Raw genomic sequence first — 21,765 nt, forward strand, 5'->3', positions numbered from 1 at the left:
GTATCGCTAAGCGTTCCCGTTTCCTCATTTGGACGATCCTGCATGACTTCTCCCACTCCGTTTGATCTTGGTCCCGCGCATATTGTCGGCATTGGCGGCATCGGCATGTCTGGCATCGCCGATGTCATGATCACGATGGGCTATCAGGTGCAGGGCTCTGACATACGCGAGTCCGACAATATCCAGCGCCTGCGCGAGCGGGGCGCGAAGATCTTCATCGGGCACGCCGCCGAGAATGTGGAAGGGGCCGGTACGGTCATCATCTCCACCGCGATCAAGTCTGGCAATCCAGAGGTTGATGCGGCGCGCGCCACAGGTATTCCGGTCGTGCGCCGGGCTAACATGCTGGCCGAGATCACGCGGCTGAAGTACACGGTCTGCATTGCGGGCACACATGGCAAGACGACGACGACCTCGATGGTCGCGGCGCTGCTGGATGGCGCAAATATCGACCCGACCGTCATCAATGGCGGGATCATCCATGCCTATGGGTCGAACTACAAGGCAGGCGAGAGCGACTGGATGGTGGTCGAGAGTGACGAAAGCGACGGCACTTTTGCCAAGCTCCACCCGACCTGCGCCGTGGTCACCAATATCGACGCCGAACACATGGACCATTACGGCTCCATGGAGAAACTCCGCGAGGCGTTTGATACTTTTGTCGAAAATTTGCCTTTCTATGGCTTTGCCGTCCTGTGCACGGACCATCCTGAAGTGCAGGGATTGGCTGCGCGCGTTACGGACCGGCGCCGCATCACCTATGGCTTCAACCGCCAGGCCGATGTCCGCGCCATCAATCTGAAAACCGATCTGTCGGGCGCGCATTTCGATGTCGCGCTGCGCCGTCCCGGCTCTGCCCAGCCGCGGATGATCGAAGGGCTGACTCTGCCGATGGCGGGCGAGCACAATGTCCAGAATGCGCTGGCCGCCGTTGCCGTCGCGCTGGAGCTAGGCGCCACAGACGATCAGATCCGGACCTCGATGGGGCAATTTGGCGGGGTGAAGCGCCGCTTCACACAGGTCGGGGAATGGGTGCCGGTCGAAGGCAAGCCGCCCGTCCGCATTATTGATGATTATGGTCATCACCCGGTAGAGATTTCGGCCGTATTGAAGGCTGCCCGCGCCATGCAGGGGCAAGGCCAGCTGATCGCGGTTTGCCAACCGCATCGCTATACACGTCTGCGCGACCTGTTCGAGGATTTCTCCCGCTGTTTCGACCAGGCTGACCATGTGTTGGTCGCGCCGGTCTATGAAGCGGGCGAGAGCCCGATTGACGGGTTCAACCATGAGACCCTCGTCGCCAGCATAGTCCGCAATGGCCATCGCGGTGCTGCAACGATCCCGTCCATGGAGGCATTGCCAGAGACATTGAAAGCCCTGGCTGAGCCCGGCGCGATGGTGGTTTGTCTCGGCGCGGGGGACATCACCAAGTACGCGGCCGAATTGGCGGAAAAGCTGTCGGCCTGACGTTGCGACAGCGGCAAAACCGCTTTCACTTTCTTTCCGAATGTGCACGCTAGTCGACAGATGCCGGCAAGCGGCACTTGGGAGGATACCGCATGACCGAGACATCCATTTCGCCCGGCCAGGACGAAGAAGCTGCAATTGTAGCTGCGCAAGGCGCGCACACGGCCGGGGAGGGCGGAGCGCTCGGCAAGACGGGCTTTGCGTGGGCCTGGTTCGAATGGGCGCGCAATCCCTATTATATCCTCATCATCATCTATGTGTTCGCGCCCTATTTCGCCCGCGACATCATTGGCGCGGACATAATGGCCAGCGGAGAGCTGGAAGGGATGGACCCGGAAACCGCGCGCCAGGTTGCTGGCGCAAAAGGACAGGCCGTGGTGGCGTCCCTGTCAAAATGGGCGGGCGCGATTGCGGCGCTGACGGCGCCCTTCCTCGGAGCGGCATTCGACCGGGGCCTGAGGCGCAAGCCGCTCCTGATCCTGTTCCTCGGTGTCCTGTCTGTGCTCAGCTTCCTGCTCTGGTGGGCCGTGCCTGGCGAATCCGGATTTTCCACCGGCACAATCATCGCCATCCTCATCGCAGCCTATGTCACCTACACATTCAGTGAGGTGACGCATAACTCCATGCTTCCCGACGCCGCCCGGCCAAGCGCCCTCCCGGCCGTGTCGGGCTTTGGTTTGGCACTCGGCAATGCGGCGGCGACGCTGTTGTTCGTTGCAATCGTCTTCATGTTTGCCCTGCCGGATATGCTGAACTGGCCATTCGCGGAGCCCCTGTTCGGTATTGATACCGCACGGTACCAGCATTTCCGCATTGCGGGACCGATCTGCGCGGTATGGCTGGCCGTGATGATCGTTCCGTTTTTCCTTTACGCCAAAGATACGGGTGTGAAGGGGACCCCGTTTTTCCCATCGGTCAAAGAAGGGGCTGCGGGGGTTGTCCGCACAGTGCGCAAGGCAGCTGAATATCGGGAAGCGTTCAAATTCCTGATTGCGCGTACCATTTATGCCGATGGCATGTTCGCCCTGCTGGCGCTGGCGGCCGTCTATGTCAGCCTGTTCCTCGGCTGGGGCATTGTCGAGCTGACCGTCTACGCAATCTGGGCCTCGATCTGGGCGGCGATTGGCGGTGTGGCGGGCGGCTGGTTCGACTCAAAGCTCGGCCCGAAGAATGCGCTCCTGATGGAGCTGATGGCAATCGTCATCATCTTGTTCTTTGGCTTGTCCGTGACGCGGGATTCCATCCTGTTCGGCCTGATCGAGAACCGCGAACTGTGGCAGGCACCCGTTTTCTCCAGCCTGTCTGACGTCACCTACCTGCTGAACGGGGCGCTGATCGGCGTGTTCGCCACGGCGAACATTTCGTCGAGCCGGTCGATGCTGGTCCACATTGCACCAACGCATATGCGGGGGGAGTTCTTCGGGCTTTATGCGATTGCGGGCACCGTCACTGTCTGGATCGGGCCCTTGCTGATCGAATTGTTCACGACATGGTCGAACAGCCAGCGAGTCGGCATGTCTGCCATCGCGCTTCTGTTCTTTTGCGGCTTTGCCGTACTGACAACCGTGAAAGTGTCCAAGACGCCTGCTGAATAGAGGGCAGGGGACCCTAGCTGGTCGGGCCGAAAGAATCGCCTGTTCCGAGGGTCACGCGGGCAATTGCGTCGACACGGCGAGGACGGAGATAGAATTCATCGTCGATCGTCATCGTTGTGTTGAGGAAGCCACCAATCTTGCTGTCATACTCATAGACGACTTCGGACAAGATGATCGATCCTGGCGACGAGATGATCCCGCTTGGGACCGTGACCGTCGCGCCTTTGGAATAGGCGGTCATCTTGTAGGCGTCTGACCATGCGACAACGGCCTTGCCGTCTCCACTGTCGACGATGCTGGTGATCCGCATGGTGGCGCTCTGTGCCTCATATGGCTGCATCATGACTTCTGCGGCGGCAAACATTTCTTCCATGTCTTCGTCGGTCACCGTTGCGAGACGTGCGGTCAGGTCGCCAAGGCTCGCCGTGGTTGATGTGACGCGGCGATCCACCCGCATCAGCAGGCTCAGCTCGACCGCGCCCAGATAGATGAAAATCAGGATTGGTGCGATCAACGCAAATTCGACCGCAGAGACGCCTTCCTCATTATAGCGAATGCCGCGCACACCGCGCCATTTGAGACGGGGATTGAGTCGAGAGAGCAGGGATTTCTTGGTCATGGTCATCAATCTCCGAAAGGCTCGTTGCGGAACACCGCATTGGCCTGAAGCAGGTGGCGATTGTTTGGAAGGTTGGACAAAGGTGTCGATACCCACGGGGTCATGAGGGACCACTCATAATAGACACGCACAGCCACAATATCATTGGCCGAGCCGGGATCATATTTGAAGTCGGTATCATCAATTTCACCGTCACCGGCCAACGGCGTGGTCAGGTCGGCGAGGCTGAACTTGTCGAGCGAGCGCACGTCAATATAGAGGCGATCATCGCAATTGAGCAGATTGTAGAACTTTGAGCAGACTTCGTTCCGGAACTCGACTTTTGTGAAGCTGTTGTCCTGGGCCTGTCCGGTACGGATCTTTCTGGAGGCTTCCGCCAACGCATGTTCGAGTACTGTGGACATGATGAATATCAGGCAGATTTCCAGCAGGCCGAAGATCAGGAAGAAGAAAGGGACGGATACGAGCGCAAACTCGACGGCGGTCGCACCGCGCCGGTTTTCACACCATGCCTTGAACTTGCTGCGCAGTCGTGGCGCAAGAATGCCAAGTTGTAATGTCATTGTCGTCACCCACACAGACCCATTTGATCAGGTGAGGTGTCTATCAGATGTGGGTGATCAGCCAGTTTCGCGAATCTGTCGAATTTTATGTATTCGGGTCAGAGAAACGGTACGAACCGTCAATCAATTGCTGTCGGACAGTGCCTTCACGCCCGTTTGCTGATCGATATACTGTTCGAAGTGCTCCGGAGCATCGCCAACGCTGAGGGTTGAGCGGCAGGTAGGTGCACAGTCATATGTATAGTTGGATCCTGACCGGTTGATCGTCACCACATTCGCTTCATTCGCGACAACAAGGATGTCTGTGGAATAGATCTGGCGGCCAGATTTGTCGAAAATCAGCAAATTGGTGGTGCCAAACGTCTTGCCTGTAATGAAGATGAGCTTCTCATCATGGACCGCAACGTCTGCGATTGTCTGATTGCCCAGGACGACGCTGGCAGCTGCACTGCGCAAGTGAACCGGTATGGTTTTGTTCACCTCTACCGACAGAGGGCCCGCGACTGCGATTTGGGATACAAGCGCAGCGGCAACCGGCAGTGTGCAGATTTTCGCGAACAGATTCATCTTGCTGTCTCCAGACTTAATTCAGCCCGCGCACATTCTTCCAATAAGGTTGCACGTTTCCTAATAGCGTACCCACGACGACCAGATTTCGCTGTTCTAGTCATTATAGGGGACTGGACCGGCAATTTCCGAATCACCAAAAGCCCAATATTTGCGGGCACTAAGAAGGTAAACGAAACCCTGTTTTGCCTTCACGGATTTTCTGTTTTCTTTCACGCGATATTGAGAATGAACCGGTAGTGTCAGTCATGTTCCGGGTAGAGGATTATTGCCGGGGCAATAACAATTGCATGATGGGAGTTTCCAATGTTTGCACGTTTTCTGAAAGACGAGTCCGGCGCTACGGCTATTGAATACGGTCTGATCGCTGCGCTTATCGCTGTTGCTATCATCGGCGGTGCTACCGCCCTCGGTAATTCTGTGAACGAAAAGTTCCAGGGCGTTGCCGACGACATGAACGCAGCCTAAGACCAAGACTTATTTAGTCTTGCTATACAAATGGAGCCGCCGGGGAAAACCTGGCGGCTTCTTTTTTATGCTCATACGGCGGAGCTTAAAAACTTCCTTCAATCTTTTGGGTCAGCATGCTTCGCAACAGACTTGAAGGAAACCCTCAATGATCCTGGCCATGATTGCCGGCCTGTTCCTGGCCTTGTGCGTTTTTGCAGCGCTTCATGATGTGAATCGCCTGACGATTCCGAACTGGTTGAACGTGACGCTCGCAGTGTTGTTCGTGCCGGCAGCGTTCGTTTCAGGCGTTCCGATGGAAATCATCGGGGGACACCTTATTACTGCCTTGTGTGCCTTCCTGATCGCGTTCGGCTTGTTCGCGTTCAATATCGTTGGGGGAGGGGACGCCAAGATGATCCCTGCCGTGATGCTTTGGGTCGGGCCGAGTGCCAGCATCACATTCCTGTTCGTGATGGCTGTAGCGGGTGGCGCATGCGCCATCCTCATCATTCTGGTTCGCAAGACCATGCCGGTTGAAGTGGTTCCGGGAGCTGTCCGCGCCCCTTTCGAGGAAAAGGCGGGCGTTCCCTACGGAGTCGCGATTGCTGCGGGTGTTTTTGCCGCCGGTCCCCAGTCGCCATTTCTTACCGATGTATTAAGCCGGATCAGTCTTTTCAGTTAACGATGCTTTAGTGGCCTTGTGAAAAGGTCGCCTTTGACCGGACCACTCTGAATCGTTCAGGGCCGTCCGCGGAGTCTTGTTTCCAGAGGAGTGGGGCCTCATGTCGCCAATTCGTCTAATCATCCTGATCGGCGCTGCGGTTGCCGCAATTGCGGCGGCTTTCCTTGTCCGCAATCTCGCGCAGGCACCTGCGCCGACGATCCAGACTGAGCAGCAGACCGTGGTCGAAACGCGCGAAGTGTCCGAGACGAAAGTGCTTGTTGCACGCCGTGACCTGGACATCGGTGACCTCGTGACCGTGGATGATCTGGAATGGGCGGACTGGCCGGAAAAGAGTATTGTTGCTGGCTATCGCACGGAGACCGATTCACCGGAGGCGATAGAGGAGCTGGCCGGCAGTGTCGTGCGGGTGCCTATATTCGAGAATGAGCCGATCCTGCCTCGCAAGCTGGTGAAGAAGGGTGATACGGGCACGATGGCGGCGCTGATTGAACCCGGCATGCGCGCCATGTCCGTCGAAATATCTACAGAATCGGCATCCGGCGGCTTTATTTTGCCGAATGATCGGGTGGATGTGATCCTGACATATCAAGCCACGATGCAGATGAATGGCGAAATGGTGCCGCAGACTGCCACCGAAACCATTATTCAGAACGTGCGTGTACTGGCGATCGATCAGGTCTACCTGACATATGATGAAGGCGGCGCCTCTCAAGTGGGCAATACGGCCACGTTGGAAGTGGATAGCAAGGAAGCCGAACTGATTGCGCTTTCGCAGCGCAAAGGCGCGCTTTCGCTATCGCTGCGTCCCTGGTCGGATGTTGGGGATAGCTATGACCGGGCAGCACGGATCGACATGCTTGAGAATGGCGGCAACAGCAATGGTGGCATTCTGATTTATCGGAACGGCAAAGCGTCAAATGCCGGGCCGGGGGGAAGCTGAAAATGAAATTGTCCAGGATTTTACCGAGTCTTGCAGCATTGGCATCAGCCATCGCGCTCGTTCCGGTGGCACAAGCCCAATCAGATAGTTTGGGGACACGGATCACGCATCCGGGTCAATCGGAATACAGCCAACAGGTCACACTCGGCCTGAACAAGTCGATGATTGTCGAACTCGACACTCCGGCCGCCGATGTCGTCATCACCAATCCGGACATTGCCGACGCGGTCGTGCAGACAGCGAAACGTATCATCTTCCGGGGCGTGAGCTTTGGACAGACCAATGCGTTCGTATTCGACAGTGCCGGCAATCAGATCCTCAATCTCGAAATCGGGGTCGAGATGGACATGGCATCGCTGGAGCAGCTCGTGGCACGCCATGTGCCCGGCGCCCGTGTGCGCATTGAGGGCATGAATGGTAGCGTTGTTCTGACTGGTTCGGCGGACAGTTTGAGCGCATCCAATGCCGTTGAGCGTCTCGTCTCTGCCTATGTGCAGGCTGGCGAAAACACGCAAGTCATCAACATGATCAGCATCGCTGCGAAAGACCAGGTGCTTCTGGAAGTGCGCATCGTCGAGATGCAGCGCAATGCCGTCAAGCAGTTGGGCATCAATTTGACCGGATCGCCGGGTTTCGGAGATCTGGCTGCATTGGTGGAGCGGCAGCTGTTTGTGGATAATGGAAGCGGTGTGCCGGTGGATTCCGGGACCACCGCGCTTGCGCCGGGCCTGCCATATTCTTTCAATGGCGATATCGGCAGCTCACTGAGCTATCCGGTTCAGGGACAGAGCCTTGGCGGCTTCGGTGGCACAATTGGTTACCAAAACTATGTCGGTACGGATTTGCAATCCAGTATCGGGGCCGAAATCAATGCATTGGAGCGGATTGGCGTCGTGCGCACGCTGGCCGAACCGAATATTGTCGCCATGTCTGGCGAAGCTGCGAAATTCCTTGCCGGGGGTGAATTCCCGGTTCCTGTCGGCCAGGACAATAACGGACGCATTACCGTCGAGTTCAAACCCTATGGTGTTGGCCTTGGCTTCACGCCGGTCGTGCTGTCAGAAGGGCGCATTTCGCTGAAAGTGTCGACTGAAGTATCAGAGCTCTCGTCAGAAGGTGCCTTTCAGGGAACCAGCACAACGACGATTGATGATTCCGGCAATGTTGTGACAGTGGAGGGCGTGACACTACCAGCCTTGTCAGTGCGGCGCGCTGAATCGACGATTGAACTTCCGTCCGGCGGCTCCATGATGATGGCAGGTCTCATCCAGACACGGTCACGTCAGAGCCTTGACCAAGTTCCAGGCCTGAAGAAGTTGCCGATCCTTGGGGCTTTGTTCCAATCACGTGACTTCATTCAGGAAGAGACCGAACTGGTCGTGATCGTCACTCCGTATCTGGTGGATCCAACGTCCAAGGATCAGTTGCGGACACCGGCAGATGGCTTCGCAAATGCGTCGGACGCCAAGACCATCTTCTTCGGAAAGATCAATGAGCAATATGGCAAGAACGGCGCAAAGGTAGACGCTTCCGACTATCGTGCACCCGTTGGATTTATTGAGGAGTAGGGGACCCAGGATGACCAGGCTATTGACTTCACCTCTTGCTCTGGCCGCGGCGCTCGGCGCCCTGACCGTGACGGGCTGTTCCAGCGCGGCACCGACTGCCGTGCCGGCATCATATCTTCAGGGTACGCCGCTTGATCGAAATCCCATTACTGTTGCAAAGCGCACGGAATTTCTTGAGATCGACATTCACCCGGAGGCCAGCCAGCTGAGCCTGAGTGACAAAGCTCGCATCCAGAACTTTGTGGCCAGCTACCGATCGGTTGGCCACGGCCCGCTGATCATGTCGCTGCCGGAATCGTCATCCAATCCCCAGCTCGCGGTATCCGCCGTTGCTGAAGCCCGCGAAATCGCGTGGGAAAATGGCGTGGAGTACGAAGAGATCTCGGGCAGCAGCCATGGTGCAGAATCGACTGTGTCGGAACCGATGATCCTTGCTTATCAGGCCTATGATGCGATTGCGCCGGATTGCCCGTCGCTCGCCTCCCTGAACATGGCAGACATTTCATCCAACAATGAGTTGCCTACTCTTGGCTGCTCAATCCGGACCAATCTTGCGGCAATGATATCGGATCCGGGCGACTTGTTGGGCCAGCGCGCTTTGGATGAGGGCGATCCCGTACGCCGAAGCACAATCCTTGGAAAGTTCCGCGAGGGCGAGTCAACCGGCGCCGAGCGGAGCGATGCCGAGTCAGGTTCTGTGTCGACTGCGGTCGGCAACTAGTGGGGACGAGAAGGACTTAGTAGATAATGTCAAACGAAAACGCATTGTTCGACGACGATTTCGAGGACGTCTTTTCCGAAGATTCGATGTCCGACCACACACCGTCTGATATCGACCTCAATGAGGTTGACGACAGCGTGGACCAGGCTGTTGCCGAAGGCGCACCCATGGGCCTGACTGCAGACAATGATACGCATGGCCTCGGACATTCAGAGCCGAGCGGTGGCGACGTCATGTTGCCCGCCATATCCATCAAGCTGTTCTATGAGCGCGCGGAAACACGCGGCCTGCTGGAAGTCAGCGCGCAAGACCGACGTATGGGCCGGGCTACGGTCGAATGCATCCCCGGCGGCATTCCCGCGGCCATTGCGTATATGAGCGAGAATCCGACTCCCAATCTGCTGATGATTGAATCGTCGGAATCGGCTGGGCAGGTTGTTCGTGAAATCGATGCGCTTGCTGAGCATTGCGACGAGACTGTCAAAGTCATGGTGATCGGTGCCGTCAACGATATCATGCTGTATCGACAGCTCATTGCGCGCGGCGTGAGTGAGTATCTGGTGCCGCCGTTCCAGCCCTTGCAAATCATCCGTTCAATCGGTGAGTTGTTCGTCAACCCGGACTCGCCATTTGTCGGAAAGCAGATCTCTGTTGTGGGCGCAAAGGGCGGAGTAGGGGCCTCGACAATCGCCCACAATTTGTCTTGGGCGCTTGCTGAGAACGTCAAGGTCAATACCACGCTTGTGGACCTGGACCTTTCCTTCGGAACGACAGCTCTGGACTTCAATCAGGAGACGCCCCAGACAGTGGCTGATGCGCTGCTCGCACCGGAGCGCGCCGACGAATCCGTTATTGAACGTTTGCTGGCCAAGCCGACAGACCGACTGTCCTTGTTTACAGCGCCCGCCACGATCAACCAGATCATGGATATTCCGGACGAAGCCTACACCACCGTGATTGAGGGCGTACGGCGTAATGTGCCGTACCTGGTGCTTGACTTACCGCATATCTGGTCAAGCTGGATGCTCAGCACATTGATTGCCTCTGATGAAGTGATTGTGGTTTGCCAGCCAGATCTCGCATCGCTTCGGAACGGCAAGAACATGATTGACCAGCTCAAGGCAAAGCGGCCGAACGACCATCCACCGCGTCTCGTGCTGAATATGAGCGGAGTGCCAAAACGTCCGGAAATTCCGGTGAAGGATTTCGCGGCTGCCATCGGTGTAGAGCCGGATGTCATTCTGCCTTTCGATCCTGAGCTGTTCGGTACGGCCGCGAATAACGGCCAGATGATCTCTGAAACGGATCCGGCGTCCAAGTCGGCGCAGGCCATCGACCATCTGGCATCCACGCTGACAGGCCGGGCGGTGGAGCCTCAGGAGAAGTCGTTCCTTAAGAAATTGCTGGGAAAGTGACCCCTAGGGGGAATTTCATATGGCCTTTGGAAAACGACCTGCCTCAAGCGCGCAACTAACAGCACCAGCGCCAGCTCCAAAGCCGGCCCCGGCGGCTGAGGTGAAGCCGAAGCCGACGCCCAAAAAGCCACCTGTGCCCGACCCGGTGCCGGTGAAGGGCGCGCCGAAACCTCCGTCGGCGGGTGGTTCCAAACCCGTGCGCGTGCAGGCGCCGGAAGCCAAGCCGGAACCGGTTCGCAAGGTGAACCAGCAGTCAGACCAGTATTATGCGACGAAGATGACCATCTTCAATGCGTTGATCGACACGATCGACCTGTCGCAACTCGCTCAGCTGGACGCCGAAAGCGCGCGTGAAGAGATCCGCGACATCGTCGTCGAGATTATCAGTATCAAGAATGTTGTAATGTCGATTTCCGAGCAGGAACAACTGCTCGACGACATTTGTAACGACGTTCTGGGGTACGGCCCGCTGGAGCCATTGCTGGCGCGCGATGATATCGCCGATATCATGGTGAACGGTGCCGATACGACCTATATCGAGGTCAACGGAAAGATTGAACGCACCAATATCCGGTTTCGTGACAATGCCCAGCTGATGAATATTTGTCAGCGCATTGTGAGCCAGGTCGGCCGCCGCGTAGATGACTCTTCCCCGATCTGTGACGCCCGCCTTCTTGACGGCTCACGTGTGAACGTGATTGCCCCGCCGCTGGCGATTGATGGGCCAACGCTCACAATTCGTAAGTTCAAAAAGGACAAGTTGCGTCTGCAGGATCTTGTGAACTTCGGGTCCATTTCAGAGCCAGGCGCAGAACTTCTACGTATCATCGGACATTCGCGCTGTAACATCCTGATCTCGGGCGGTACCGGTTCCGGGAAGACCACGCTGTTGAACTGTCTGACCGGCTTTATCGATCCGACCGAGCGCGTAATTACATGCGAAGACTCGGCGGAGCTTCAGTTGCAGCAGCCACATGTGGTGCGCCTGGAAACCCGCCCGCCCAATATCGAAGGCTCCGGCGAGATCACGATGCGCGAACTGGTCAAGAACTGTCTGCGTATGCGTCCTGAACGGATCATTGTGGGCGAGGTGCGTGGACCCGAAGCGTTCGATCTGTTGCAGGCCATGAACACCGGCCATGACGGCTCGATGGGTACGCTGCACGCCAACAGCCCGCGCGAAGCTCTCAGCCGTGTCGAATCCATGATTACGATGGGTGGTTTTTCGCTGCCAGCCAAAACCATCCGGGAAATGATCGTCGGCTCAATCGACGTGGTCGTTCAGGCATCTCGCCTGCGGGATGGCTCACGTCGTATCATGAACATTACCGAAGTCATGGGTCTGGAAGGTGAGACGATCGTGCTTCAGGATGTCCTGAAATACGAGATCGATGGCGAAGACGCAGACGGTAAGGTGCTCGGCACGCATAGAGGCACAGGCGTTGGCCGCCCGCGCTTCTGGGAGCGTGCGTCCTATTACAATATGGAGCGTGACCTCGCCACAGCGCTCGATGCATTGGGGTCCTGACGCATGGACGCAAACATGTTGATCTACGTCATCGGCGGGCTCGCTTTTCTGACAATTGCTGGTCTTGGCATCGCCTTGACTGGTGACAAATCCGACGCCGCGCGCAAGCGGGCCAAGGCGATTGGCACGGGTGGGTCCGGCGCGAGCAAGCGCGACAAGGCAATGGACGAAAATGCGAAGCGTCGTCAGAAAACCCAGGAAATGCTGGATACGATGCGCAAGCAGGACAAGGAGCGTCGCAAGTCCATTCGTCCACAGAATCTCAGCTCTCGCCTGACGCAGGCAGGGCTGGATGTGCCTGTTTCCGCCTTCTGGATTTTCTCACTTGTGCTCGGCATGGCGCTCGGCGGCACAGTCTATATTCTCGGCTTCGACGGGCTCGTGATCAGCGGCATTTCGTTCAAGAGCCGGCCAGCGTTGGTCGGAGGTGCCTTCTTCTTCGGCGCCGTCGGCTTGCCGCGGATTTTGCTCGGCATGGCCACCAATGGGCGCAACAAGAAGATGATCAACCAATTTGCGGACGCGCTGGACATCATTGTGCGGGGTGTGAAATCCGGTCTGCCGCTGAACGAGTGCGTTCGAATCATTTCCAAGGAATCACCTGAACCCCTGCGCTCGGAATTCGCCATGTTGACCGACAACCTGTCCATGGGGGCAGGGCTGGAGCGGTCGCTGAACACTTTCTACAAGCGCGTGCCGCTTCAGGAAGTGAACTTTTTCATGATCGTCCTGATGATCCAGTCGAAGGCCGGGGGCAACCTGTCTGAGGCCCTGGGCAACCTGTCGAGCGTCATTCGTGCTCGCAAGATGATGCGCGAGAAGGTCAAGGCCATGTCGTCCGAAGCCAAGGCGTCGGCGATGATCATTGGGGCGTTGCCCTTTGTCGTGGGCTCTCTCGTCTACATGACGACACCGGCCTACATCATGCAGCTGTTCACGACGGATACGGGTCATCTGTTTCTAACCATCGGTGTGGTGATGATGTTCATGGGCATCCTGGTCATGCGCAAGATGATCAATTTCGATTTGTAAGGGACAGAGATGACGGACATTCTTGCATCACTGGCCAAGCCTGACGCGATCGCAGCCCTGCTGATCGCACTCGCTGTCTTTGGTACGGTCATATCCGTGTTGCTCCCCTACTTGCAGACCGACAAGCTTGAGACGCGCCTGAAGGCGGTTACCGATCAGCGGGAAAAGCTGCGCAAGCAGAGCCGCGCAGCTCTGGACAATCCCAAAGGTCTTCGTCGAAAGGACGATTCTGTTGTCGGAAACATTTCGTCGAAACTGAACCTAGCGAAGGCGCTGGAAGATCCCAACATCGTCAACAATCTTGCCAAGGCGGGCCTTCGCGGCCCTGGGCCATTGTCGGCATTCTACTTTGCACGGATGACCATGCCGTTTGTCGGCGCGTTGCTGATGTTCTTCTACATCTTTTTCGTGAACGATCATGGCTTTGCACCAGTCTTGAAATATGGCTCATTGCTGTTTGGCGCGGCGGCCGGTTTCTACGCGCCCAATATCTATATTTCCAATGTCGCCCAGAAGCGTCAGCAATCCATCATGCGGGCATTTCCGGATGCGCTCGACATGCTGTTGATCTGCGTGGAAGCGGGCATGTCCATCGAACTCGGCTTTTCCAAGGTCAGTCAGGAAGTCGGCTCGGCATCTTCCGAACTTGCTGAGGAGTTTGGCCTGACGGTTGCAGAGCTATCCTATTTGCCCGAACGTCGCCAAGCCTATGAAAATCTCGCAAAGCGAACCGGCAATGAAGGTATCAAGGCAGTCTGTATGGCGTTGGGCCAGGCCGAACGCTACGGTACACCGCTGGGCGATGCGCTCCGTGTGATGGCGAAGGAAAACCGGGACATGCGCATGGCGCAGGCGGAGAAGAAGGCAGCAGCCCTTCCAGCTCAGCTGACCGTGCCAATGATCCTGTTCTTCCTGCCCGTGCTTTTCCTCGTAGTTCTTGGCCCGGCCTATATCGGGTTCAAGGCTTCGCAAGCCAGCGACGAGGCGTCAGTGCCATCGATCGAGCAGTCGGATACGAACTGGGGCTGAGGTCCGGGTGACTTCAGTGAAGCGCGCTCGCTGGCTGGTCCGGCGGGCGCGTTTCGTTTCTGGAGGGATGGTTTCGTCAGCCAGGCGTTCTGCGCAACCGCAGGCCGGTTGCAGCCGGAGCAGGGGCACTATCGTCGCTCTCCGCTTCAGACGATGGGCCTGCCAAGGCGAGAGTCTCTGATTTGACGGGTTTGGTGACACTGGCTTTTGGTTGGGTCGTCTTTGCAGGAGCAGAGGGCTCCACGGCCTCGGGCGCCTCTTGCAGCGCATCCCACGACCGGACTGGTTGGACCATTTCCTGTAGCAGGGCGGTATTCTTCTTTACGATGCTCTCGGGCGCATAGCGGCTGCTGACCTCAGCCATTTCCTCGTACCGGCCTTGCAGTCCCAGTACCAGGGCGAGGTTTTCGGTCACGCGCAAATCAGCATCGGGCTGGTCGGCGGCCAGTCTCAGTTTCGCCTCGGCGCCCGGCAAGTCTCCGGCGAGTGCCAGAGACAGGCCGTAGTTCGCGAGTGTCACAGTGCGAGTCGGTTCCAATGCCAGGGCCTTGTCATAGGCGGCCTGCGCCATGCCGTGACGTTCCATCTTGTCCAGCGTGATGCCGAAGGCTGACCATGTGTCGGGGCGTTGAGGTGCGACAATGGCAGCTTTTTCAAAGGCACGCGCGGCGCCGTTCAGGTTGCCCTCGGCGGAAAATACCTTGCCGAGTGCCATCAGCAGATCCGGATTTTCCGGATGCATGACCAGGGTCTGAGAAAGGACTTCGATCGCGCGCTCATTCGAGCCGATGCCGCGTAGCGCAGAGACGAACGTCATCGCCACGTCCAGATTCTTGGGATCCTTGGTGTGCTCATTGGCCCAGAAATTGGCCTTGGTCAGCGGATCTGAATTGTTTGCCGCTTCAATCTCTTCCGGGGTGGCGGGTTTCATCGCATCTTCAATTGCGCGGGCCATCTCTGCCTGGGCCTCTGCTTCAGGGTCTGGGGCAGATGCGCAGGCGCCCAGCGCGAGGATCAGCGCAGTCAGTGACGTTTTGGCTCTGGACATGAGCAGGCTCCGGGTTTGTATCTGAGACACTGCCAGCGAGTCTGGACTGAATGGCGTCAAGGATCAGTTAACGCCTCAGCAGATTCCATTAACTCTTCCCCCTGAAAGGGCTGAATTCCATGCACAAGAGCTTCACCGCCGACCCGAAGGGCGCCGTTGACGTCTTCCTCTACACTTCCAAAGCCTTCAAATCACTGGAGAACGATCCGTTCCCCTCCGCACGTGCCATTGCTGAAGGGCAGACTTTTACAGGCGCAACAGGGCAAGTCGTGCTGGTGCCGGGGGAGGCAGGCGGTCTTGCCCGGGTGCTGTATGGACTGGGCAAGGGCCAGGATGCGCTGGCTGTGGCTGGCCTGTCGGCGAAACTGCCAAAAGGATCGTATCGCATAGTCGAGGCAGGTGGCATGGCGTTCAGCTCGGTTGCGGCCGGTTGGGCAGACGGTGCGTACCGGTTCGACCGATATCTCAAAGACAAGGCGACGCCGCCTCAGCTGGTGATTCCGGCAGACGAAGATGCCGACGCGCTGAGCCGCGAGGCGGATGCCTGCGCGCTCCTGCGCGATCTGGTCAACACGCCTGCCGCCGATATGGGCCCGCAGGACATTCAGGCCACGATTTCAAACCTTGCAGAACGTTTCGGCGCGAAACTCACCACAATGATCGGGGATGCACTTCTGGAGGCGAACTATCCAATGGTGCATGCGGTTGGCCGGGCCGCGACGTTCGAGCCACGCTTCATGGAGCTGGAATGGGGCGACCCGTCCCATCCAAGCCTTGCCCTTGTGGGGAAGGGGGTGACATTCGATTCCGGCGGGCTGGATCTCAAGCCGGGTTCGGGTATGCGGATCATGAAGAAGGATATGGGTGGTTCGGCGCATGTGATCGCGCTGTCGCAACTGATCATGAGCGCGAATTTGCCGGTTCATTTGAAGCTCTACGTGCCTTCGGTGGAAAATGCCGTGGCCGGCAATTCTTTCCGACCGGGCGATGTGCTGTCCAGTCGCAAAGGCCTGACGGTCGAGATCGACAATACAGATGCCGAGGGACGTTTGATCCTTGCGGACGCACTTGCGCGGGCCTGTGAGGAAGAGCCGGACCTGCTGATCGATTTCGCTACATTGACGGGCGCCGCGCGCGTGGCGCTGGGGCCGGATCTTGCACCTTTCTACACCGATGACGAGGACATGGCGGACGCAATGGAAGCGGGTGCCAAGGCATCCGGCGACCCGGTCTGGCGCATGCCGCTCTGGGACCCTTATCTCGCGGATCTGAAAAGCCCGATTGCCGACCTCGTTAATTCGGGCGGGCGATTTGCCGGGTCCATTACGGCGGGCCTGTTCCTGAAGGAGTTTGTCGACGCCAAGAGCTGGATGCACTTTGATGTCTGGGCCTGGCGGCTCGGCAAATATGGTCGTCCGGAAGGGGGCGCGCCTTGCGGCCTGCGGGCGGTTTGGCAGATGCTCCAGACGCGGTACAGTTAGGCTTCGTATTTTCGAGGGACGAAATCATGTTGCGAACAAATTGGTTGGCCCTGACGGCTTTCCTGCTGCCGGTAAGTGCCCTTGCTCAGAGTTCGGACATGGTCCGTGTGCCTGCGCAAATTGATGAGGGTGCTATTCCGCTTCATGGCGCATATGTACCCGGCGCGGATGGCGGGGAAATCTGGACAGATGTCGGGACCGAAAGATGGGTGCGGAATGTCACTCAGCCGACACTCCTGCCGGTCCTGCCAGATGAACAAGTCGCGACCGGTGCGGCAGTCATCGTGGTGCCGGGCGGCGGGTTTCAGTTCGTGTCCATCGACAATGAAGGCTATCCGATCGCGCAATGGTTGGCGGACCGGGGCATTGCGGCGTTTGTTCTGAAGTATCGAGTGATGGAAACGCCGGTGCCGGAAGACGAATTCTCCGTACACATGGATCGCATGTTCGCCCCAACCCCTGAGACGGTGCCAATCGACATTCGCGAAGGAGTATCCGTGGCGGTCGTCGATGCACAGGCCGCGTTGGAACTTGTCGAAGCCCGCAGCGAGGTGTGGGGGATCGACCCGTCGCGGATCGGTATGCTCGGCTTTTCAGCCGGGGCCATGACAACACTCGGTATCACGTTGAAAGACGGCGACGCGCCGCGTCCGGATTTTATCGGCTATATTTATGGGCCCATGACGCCGGTCGATATTTCAGGCGAAGTCCCGCCCATGTTCGCGGCGTTGGCGGCCGATGATTCCCTGTTTGGAGATCAGGGTTTTGGTCTTGTTGAATCCTGGAAAGATGGTGGGGGAGCCGTAGAGCTGCACTATTATGCTAGCGGCGGGCATGGGTTCGGATCGTACAAGCGCGGTGTGACGGCTGATGGCTGGTTTGATCAGTTCATCAGCTGGATGAAAGCGCAGGGCCTGCTGGACTTTCCAGTCGAGGAGTAATCCGCACGCTCGCGCTCTTGTCAGTCGATGATTTCAGGGCTCAGCACGCGTACTTTCGACAGGCGAATGGCTTCGCGGACGCGGCCACGCAGGACGAGCGTGTCGATATTTTCCGGGTCGGCAGCCATTGCGGCGTCGATATCTGCCATGGCGAGATTCAACTGGTCGAGGTTGAGGTGGGCCTCGGCACGCAGCTGGCGAGCGATGCTCATGTTCGGCGCGAGCGTGATGGCTCGGTCAAGGTCTTCCTTGGCTTCGGCCCAGTCTTCCAGCATCAGATGGGCGCTTGCCCGATCCACGAGCAGATCAGGGATGCCGGGTTTCAGTTTCAGCGCATTGGTGAAGGTCACGATGGCTGCCTCCGGCGCGCCAGCCTGAAGCCAGGCGTTGCCGGACTGGGTGAGATATTCGGCGCGCTGCTCGACCGACCCGCCATCGACCGAATTGGCGAGCTGTTCCAAGCGCGCCGCACCTTCATCCGGACGGCCGAGCGCGATCAGCGCCATGGCCGTACACTGGCGCGCGCCGGGCCGGTTGCCCTGATAGATCCAGGCAAGTCCATCCTCATAGGCTTCCTCGGCATCCACTTCGATCTTGGCGACGCAGGCTTCGAGTCGGTCGGCTTCGCGCGCCTCAATAGTGGCGCTTGAGGACTGCGTCATCGCCAGTGTTGCGATGGCCAGGGCAAGGATGGACATGGATCAAGCGCTCCGGAAACTGTACACGGGTCTTAGACCCGACAGGAGCGACCAGCGCAAATGACAGATACGACATCTCTGCTTTTTGTTTTTGGGCTTGGTTATAGTGCCCTGCACTTGGCCAGACGCCTGAAAGCCAAGGGAATACAGGTCTCTGGCACCGTGCGAAGCGAGGACAAGGCGGCGACCCTGCGCGCCGAAGGTATTGCCGCACAGGTCTGGTCCGGGCAGGGGCTGCCGGATATTCCAGACGGCGCCCATTGGCTGGTGACCTTGCCGCCGGATGAGGGCGGATGCCCGGCGGCGCGTGTCGCGACCTATTCGGAGCCGGGCGCCGCGAGAATGACCTATCTGTCTACTACTGGGGTCTATGGTGATCTTGGCGGTGGTTGGGCGATGGAATGGAGCCCCGTTAATCCGGGGTCCGACCGGGCCAAGGCGCGTGTGCTGGCAGAGCGGCAGTGGATGGACGCGACCGATGGCGCGGCGCGGATTGTGCGCCTGCCGGGCATTTACGGGCCCGGTCGCTCGCCCTTTCAGAAGCTCAGAGATGGGAGGGCACATCGGGCGGTCAAACCGGGGCAGGTCTTCTCCCGTGTGCATGTAGACGACATTGCCAGCGGATTGGAGGCGTTGGTCCTGCGACCGCACCTGCATGGAATTTTCCATTTTTGTGATGATCAGCCCGCGCCACCGCAGGATGTGACGGCGTTTGCGGCGACCCTCCTCGGCATTGCGCGGCCGCCGGAAGTCCCGTTCGACGAGGCAGACCTCAGCCCGATGGCGCGCAGTTTCTATGCCGAATGCAAGCGGGTCTCCAATGCGCGCGCGAAAGCGGCGCTCGGCTGGCGGCCGGTATATCCGACCTATCGTGAAGGGTTATCTGCTGTATTGACTGCAGAATGCGGATCGGATTGAAAATTTTTTGATGTTTTCCTCCACTTTCGCGGGATTGTGGTAGGCTCCCTCTCAGGGTGTGGCCGTGACGAATGTTCGTCAGCTTCTGGCCACAAGAGGGACAAAAAATGACTTTACGACATTTGCTGCTCGCGGCAAGCCTGATCGCGTTATCGGGCTGCGCGTATACTGATAAGTTTGGAAGCGCGGAGGAGCCGGTAGCGGCTGAAACCGCATCTGAGGCTGACGCCGAGATGAGCTTGGCCGAGATCACAGAGAAAGCTGGCGCGCCATTGTTCGACGGCATGGGGGATTTTCATCGCCCCATCACCACGTCGAATCCGTATGCGCAGAAATATTTCGATCAGGGCATAGTGCTGGCATTTGGCTTCAACCATGCCGAAAGCATCCGCTCTTTCCGGGCGGCTCAGACGCTCGACCCGACCTGCGCCATGTGCTTCTGGGGCGAGGCGATGGCCACCGGCCCCAACATCAATGTGACCAGCAAGGGCAAGGCCGTGATGTCGGACGCAGACCGGCAGTCGGCTTTCGCGGCAATTGTCAGGGCTCAGGAATTGTCAGGTGGTGCGACGGAGCAGGAGAAGGCGCTGATCGTTGCCATGGCTGCGCGTTACAATGGTGATCCGTCCACGTCGCGTGAGCCGCTGGATGTCGCCTATGCACAAGCGATGGGCGACTATGTGGACTCAAATCCGGCGGATGATGATGCCGCGGCAATGTATGCCGAAGCCTGGATGAACACGATGCCGTGGGATTACTGGTCGGCCGATGGCGCGCCGAAGCCGGACACGGTGAAGGTGATCGAATCTCTGGAAGGCATTATTGAGCGGTCGCCGGAGCATCCGCTGGCGTTGCACCTCTATATTCATGCGGTCGAGGCATCCGAGGATCCGGGCCGTGCGGAGAACGCGGCCGACCAGCTCGCCGATCTGGTGCCGGGGTCTGGCCATCTCGTACATATGCCGGCGCACATCTACTGGCGTGTCGGGCGTTATGATGATGCCGCGAAGGCGAACATCACAGCGGCCTCCGTGGATGAAGCCTATATCGCCCAATGCAACGCGCAGGGATTTTATCCGGCGATGTACTATCCCCACAATATCCACTTCCTGTGGGCGGCGGCCAGCATGTCAGGTCAACGCGATATGGCCATCGACGCCGCGCAAAAGGTTGCAGACAATGTGAGGCTGGAGCAGATCGAGCAATTCCCGACCGTGGAATTCTTCAAGACCATTCCGATTCTGGCTCAGGTCCAGTTCGGCCAATGGGATGACATTCTTGCGTCCGATGCGCCGCCGGAGTCGCTTGATTATTCAAATGCCATCTGGCGTTACGCCCGGGGCGTAGCGGCGGCTCGTTCGGGCGACGTGACAAGCGCTTCAGGTGACCGGGCTGTGCTGGCCGGTCTGAAAGACAGTGTCCAGATCAGCTTCCTCGATACGGCGGACTATCCGGCCAGCGTGTTGCTCGGCATTGCCGATGCGCTCCTGCAAGGGGAAATAGCCATGGCAGAGGGCAATCCTGAACAGGCGATCCCGCATTTTGCGGCGGCCGTCACCGCGCAGGATTCGCTGCCCTATATGGAGCCGCCCTTCTGGTATTATCCGACCCGGCAGTCGCTCGGAGAGGCTTACGTTGCCGCGGGCAAGTTCGCCGAGGCCGAAAGCGTGTATCGCAAAGACCTTGAAGAGTATCCGAGAAATGGGTGGTCCATGTCGGGTCTCGTCAAGGCGTTGGAAAGCCAGGGCAAGACCGAAGCAGCCGAAGAGGTCGAGAAGACATTCGCGATTGTCTGGCGCCATTCCGATATCGAACTGGACGGCTCCCGGCTCTAGCCTCACGCACGAAAAAGCCCCCTCCGTGAGGAGGGGGCAGTTGCAGGGGATATTTTCTTCTCTTGACTATGCCGTCACGGAATCGCGCTGGCGCTCGTGTTTGCCTTCGCAAATCTCCTCAACGATCTTGGCGTTGAAGTCGCCAAGGTCATCCGGGGAGCGGGAGGTCACGAGGCCGCCGTCGACGACGACGGACTGGTCCTTCACAATGCCGCCGGCATTCTTCAGGTCCTGCTGGATCGCCGGGAAGCCGGTGACTTCGCGGCCATTCACGAGATTGGCCGAGATAAGAACCTGTGGGCCGTGGCAGATTGAAAAGACCGGTTTCTTCTGGGCGAAGAAGTCCGACACAAAAGACTTCGCCTTGTCATTGGTGCGCAGCGCATCCGGGCTGAACAGGCCGCCGGGAATGAGCAGCGCGTCGAAATCCTCTGCCTTCGCCTCGTCGAGGGACAAGTCGACCTGGTATTTGTCGCCATGTTCGCGGTGTTGATTGGCGTGGATGAAACCCTTCTCTGTCGAAACGATCATCGTTTCGCCGCCAGCTGCCTCGATAGCTTCATTCGGGCTGGTGAGTTCGATTTCCTCGAATCCATCTGCAGCGAGAATTGCCATTTTCCGACCTTGGGCGCGTTGATTTGACATATAACATGTCTCCTTGATCT

General features: G+C 58.2%; 21 protein-coding genes. 15 read left to right on the forward strand and 6 right to left on the reverse strand.

Features of this window, described 5'->3' with window-relative positions:
- Positions 1 to 42: 42 nt before the first annotated feature.
- Together murC and B2344_RS12600 are read left to right on the forward strand one after the other, a co-directional pair.
- Positions 43 to 1,467: a UDP-N-acetylmuramate--L-alanine ligase gene (gene murC, locus B2344_RS12595; protein ID WP_290485334.1), complete on the forward strand. Its 1,425-nt coding sequence runs from the start codon at positions 43 to 45 to the stop codon at positions 1,465 to 1,467.
- Between the two features lie 92 nt (positions 1,468 to 1,559).
- Positions 1,560 to 3,062 (forward strand): MFS transporter, encoded by a 1,503-nt coding sequence (locus tag B2344_RS12600; protein ID WP_206992159.1) that lies wholly within the window; start codon positions 1,560 to 1,562, stop codon positions 3,060 to 3,062.
- Positions 3,063 to 3,075: 13 nt separating this feature from the next.
- On the opposite strand, the gene B2344_RS12605 is transcribed toward B2344_RS12600, so the two are convergent.
- The 3 genes from B2344_RS12605 to B2344_RS12615 all read right to left on the reverse strand — a co-directional run bounded on the left by B2344_RS12605 (position 3,076) and on the right by B2344_RS12615 (position 4,811).
- Positions 3,076 to 3,681, reverse strand: coding sequence for a TadE/TadG family type IV pilus assembly protein (locus tag B2344_RS12605; protein ID WP_233347828.1), 606 nt, complete (start codon positions 3,679 to 3,681; stop codon positions 3,076 to 3,078).
- A gap of 5 nt (positions 3,682 to 3,686) precedes the next feature.
- Positions 3,687 to 4,244: a TadE/TadG family type IV pilus assembly protein gene (locus tag B2344_RS12610; protein ID WP_034816417.1), complete on the reverse strand. Its 558-nt coding sequence runs from the start codon at positions 4,242 to 4,244 to the stop codon at positions 3,687 to 3,689.
- A gap of 123 nt (positions 4,245 to 4,367) precedes the next feature.
- On the reverse strand, positions 4,368 to 4,811 hold the full coding sequence (locus B2344_RS12615) for a pilus assembly protein N-terminal domain-containing protein (RefSeq protein WP_051607959.1): 444 nt from the start codon (positions 4,809 to 4,811) through the stop codon (positions 4,368 to 4,370).
- A 306-nt stretch (positions 4,812 to 5,117) separates the two neighbouring features.
- Between B2344_RS12615 and B2344_RS12620 the strand changes: the two genes are divergently transcribed.
- The 9 genes from B2344_RS12620 to B2344_RS12660 all read left to right on the forward strand — a co-directional run bounded on the left by B2344_RS12620 (position 5,118) and on the right by B2344_RS12660 (position 14,179).
- Entirely contained in the window at positions 5,118 to 5,279 is a 162-nt protein-coding gene (locus B2344_RS12620) for a Flp family type IVb pilin (RefSeq protein WP_084333459.1), read from the forward strand.
- Positions 5,280 to 5,427: 148 nt separating this feature from the next.
- On the forward strand, positions 5,428 to 5,943 hold the full coding sequence (locus B2344_RS12625; RefSeq protein ID WP_206992160.1) for an A24 family peptidase: 516 nt from the start codon (positions 5,428 to 5,430) through the stop codon (positions 5,941 to 5,943).
- 100 nt (positions 5,944 to 6,043) lie between these two features.
- The gene (cpaB, locus tag B2344_RS12630; protein ID WP_051607960.1) at positions 6,044 to 6,886 is read left to right on the forward strand and encodes a Flp pilus assembly protein CpaB; all 843 of its coding nucleotides are present in this window, start codon (positions 6,044 to 6,046) and stop codon (positions 6,884 to 6,886) included.
- A 2-nt stretch (positions 6,887 to 6,888) separates the two neighbouring features.
- Entirely contained in the window at positions 6,889 to 8,454 is a 1,566-nt protein-coding gene (locus B2344_RS12635) for a type II and III secretion system protein family protein (RefSeq protein WP_290485335.1), read from the forward strand.
- 10 nt (positions 8,455 to 8,464) lie between these two features.
- A complete protein-coding gene (locus B2344_RS12640) occupies positions 8,465 to 9,175 on the forward strand; it encodes a CpaD family pilus assembly protein (RefSeq protein WP_051607962.1) in 711 nt (236 codons plus the stop codon).
- Between the two features lie 26 nt (positions 9,176 to 9,201).
- Positions 9,202 to 10,590: an AAA family ATPase gene (locus tag B2344_RS12645; protein WP_206992163.1), complete on the forward strand. Its 1,389-nt coding sequence runs from the start codon at positions 9,202 to 9,204 to the stop codon at positions 10,588 to 10,590.
- Positions 10,591 to 10,609: 19 nt separating this feature from the next.
- The gene (locus B2344_RS12650; protein ID WP_206992164.1) at positions 10,610 to 12,118 is read left to right on the forward strand and encodes a CpaF family protein; all 1,509 of its coding nucleotides are present in this window, start codon (positions 10,610 to 10,612) and stop codon (positions 12,116 to 12,118) included.
- A 3-nt stretch (positions 12,119 to 12,121) separates the two neighbouring features.
- Entirely contained in the window at positions 12,122 to 13,150 is a 1,029-nt protein-coding gene (locus B2344_RS12655) for a type II secretion system F family protein (RefSeq protein ID WP_290485336.1), read from the forward strand.
- A 9-nt stretch (positions 13,151 to 13,159) separates the two neighbouring features.
- Positions 13,160 to 14,179 (forward strand): type II secretion system F family protein, encoded by a 1,020-nt coding sequence (locus B2344_RS12660; protein WP_206992165.1) that lies wholly within the window; start codon positions 13,160 to 13,162, stop codon positions 14,177 to 14,179.
- Positions 14,180 to 14,255: 76 nt separating this feature from the next.
- Here B2344_RS12660 and B2344_RS12665 read toward each other — a convergent pair whose 3' ends face one another.
- Positions 14,256 to 15,227 carry a tetratricopeptide repeat protein gene (locus B2344_RS12665; RefSeq protein ID WP_290485337.1) on the reverse strand — a complete coding sequence of 324 codons (972 nt, stop codon included), beginning with the start codon at positions 15,225 to 15,227 and terminating at the stop codon, positions 14,256 to 14,258.
- 119 nt (positions 15,228 to 15,346) lie between these two features.
- Between B2344_RS12665 and B2344_RS12670 the strand changes: the two genes are divergently transcribed.
- Together B2344_RS12670 and B2344_RS12675 are read left to right on the forward strand one after the other, a co-directional pair.
- On the forward strand, positions 15,347 to 16,708 hold the full coding sequence (locus B2344_RS12670; RefSeq protein ID WP_290485338.1) for a leucyl aminopeptidase family protein: 1,362 nt from the start codon (positions 15,347 to 15,349) through the stop codon (positions 16,706 to 16,708).
- Between the two features lie 26 nt (positions 16,709 to 16,734).
- Entirely contained in the window at positions 16,735 to 17,649 is a 915-nt protein-coding gene (locus tag B2344_RS12675) for an alpha/beta hydrolase (RefSeq protein ID WP_290485339.1), read from the forward strand.
- Positions 17,650 to 17,669: 20 nt separating this feature from the next.
- Here the strand turns inward: B2344_RS12675 and B2344_RS12680 are convergent, their stop codons facing one another.
- Entirely contained in the window at positions 17,670 to 18,347 is a 678-nt protein-coding gene (locus tag B2344_RS12680; RefSeq protein WP_206992169.1) for a hypothetical protein, read from the reverse strand.
- A 60-nt stretch (positions 18,348 to 18,407) separates the two neighbouring features.
- Here B2344_RS12680 and B2344_RS12685 point away from each other — a divergent pair, with 60 nt between their 5' ends.
- Positions 18,408 to 19,265 (forward strand): SDR family oxidoreductase, encoded by an 858-nt coding sequence (locus B2344_RS12685; RefSeq protein WP_290482250.1) that lies wholly within the window; start codon positions 18,408 to 18,410, stop codon positions 19,263 to 19,265.
- Positions 19,266 to 19,372: 107 nt separating this feature from the next.
- Positions 19,373 to 21,100 (forward strand): tetratricopeptide repeat protein, encoded by a 1,728-nt coding sequence (locus tag B2344_RS12690; RefSeq protein WP_290482251.1) that lies wholly within the window; start codon positions 19,373 to 19,375, stop codon positions 21,098 to 21,100.
- A 66-nt stretch (positions 21,101 to 21,166) separates the two neighbouring features.
- On the opposite strand, the gene B2344_RS12695 is transcribed toward B2344_RS12690, so the two are convergent.
- Positions 21,167 to 21,745, reverse strand: coding sequence for a type 1 glutamine amidotransferase domain-containing protein (locus B2344_RS12695; protein ID WP_290482252.1), 579 nt, complete (start codon positions 21,743 to 21,745; stop codon positions 21,167 to 21,169).
- Positions 21,746 to 21,765 lie beyond the last annotated feature (20 nt).

The sequence above is a fragment of the Hyphomonas sp. UBA3195 genome (genome assembly GCF_002366485.1).
Classification (GTDB): Bacteria; Pseudomonadota; Alphaproteobacteria; order Caulobacterales; family Hyphomonadaceae; genus Hyphomonas.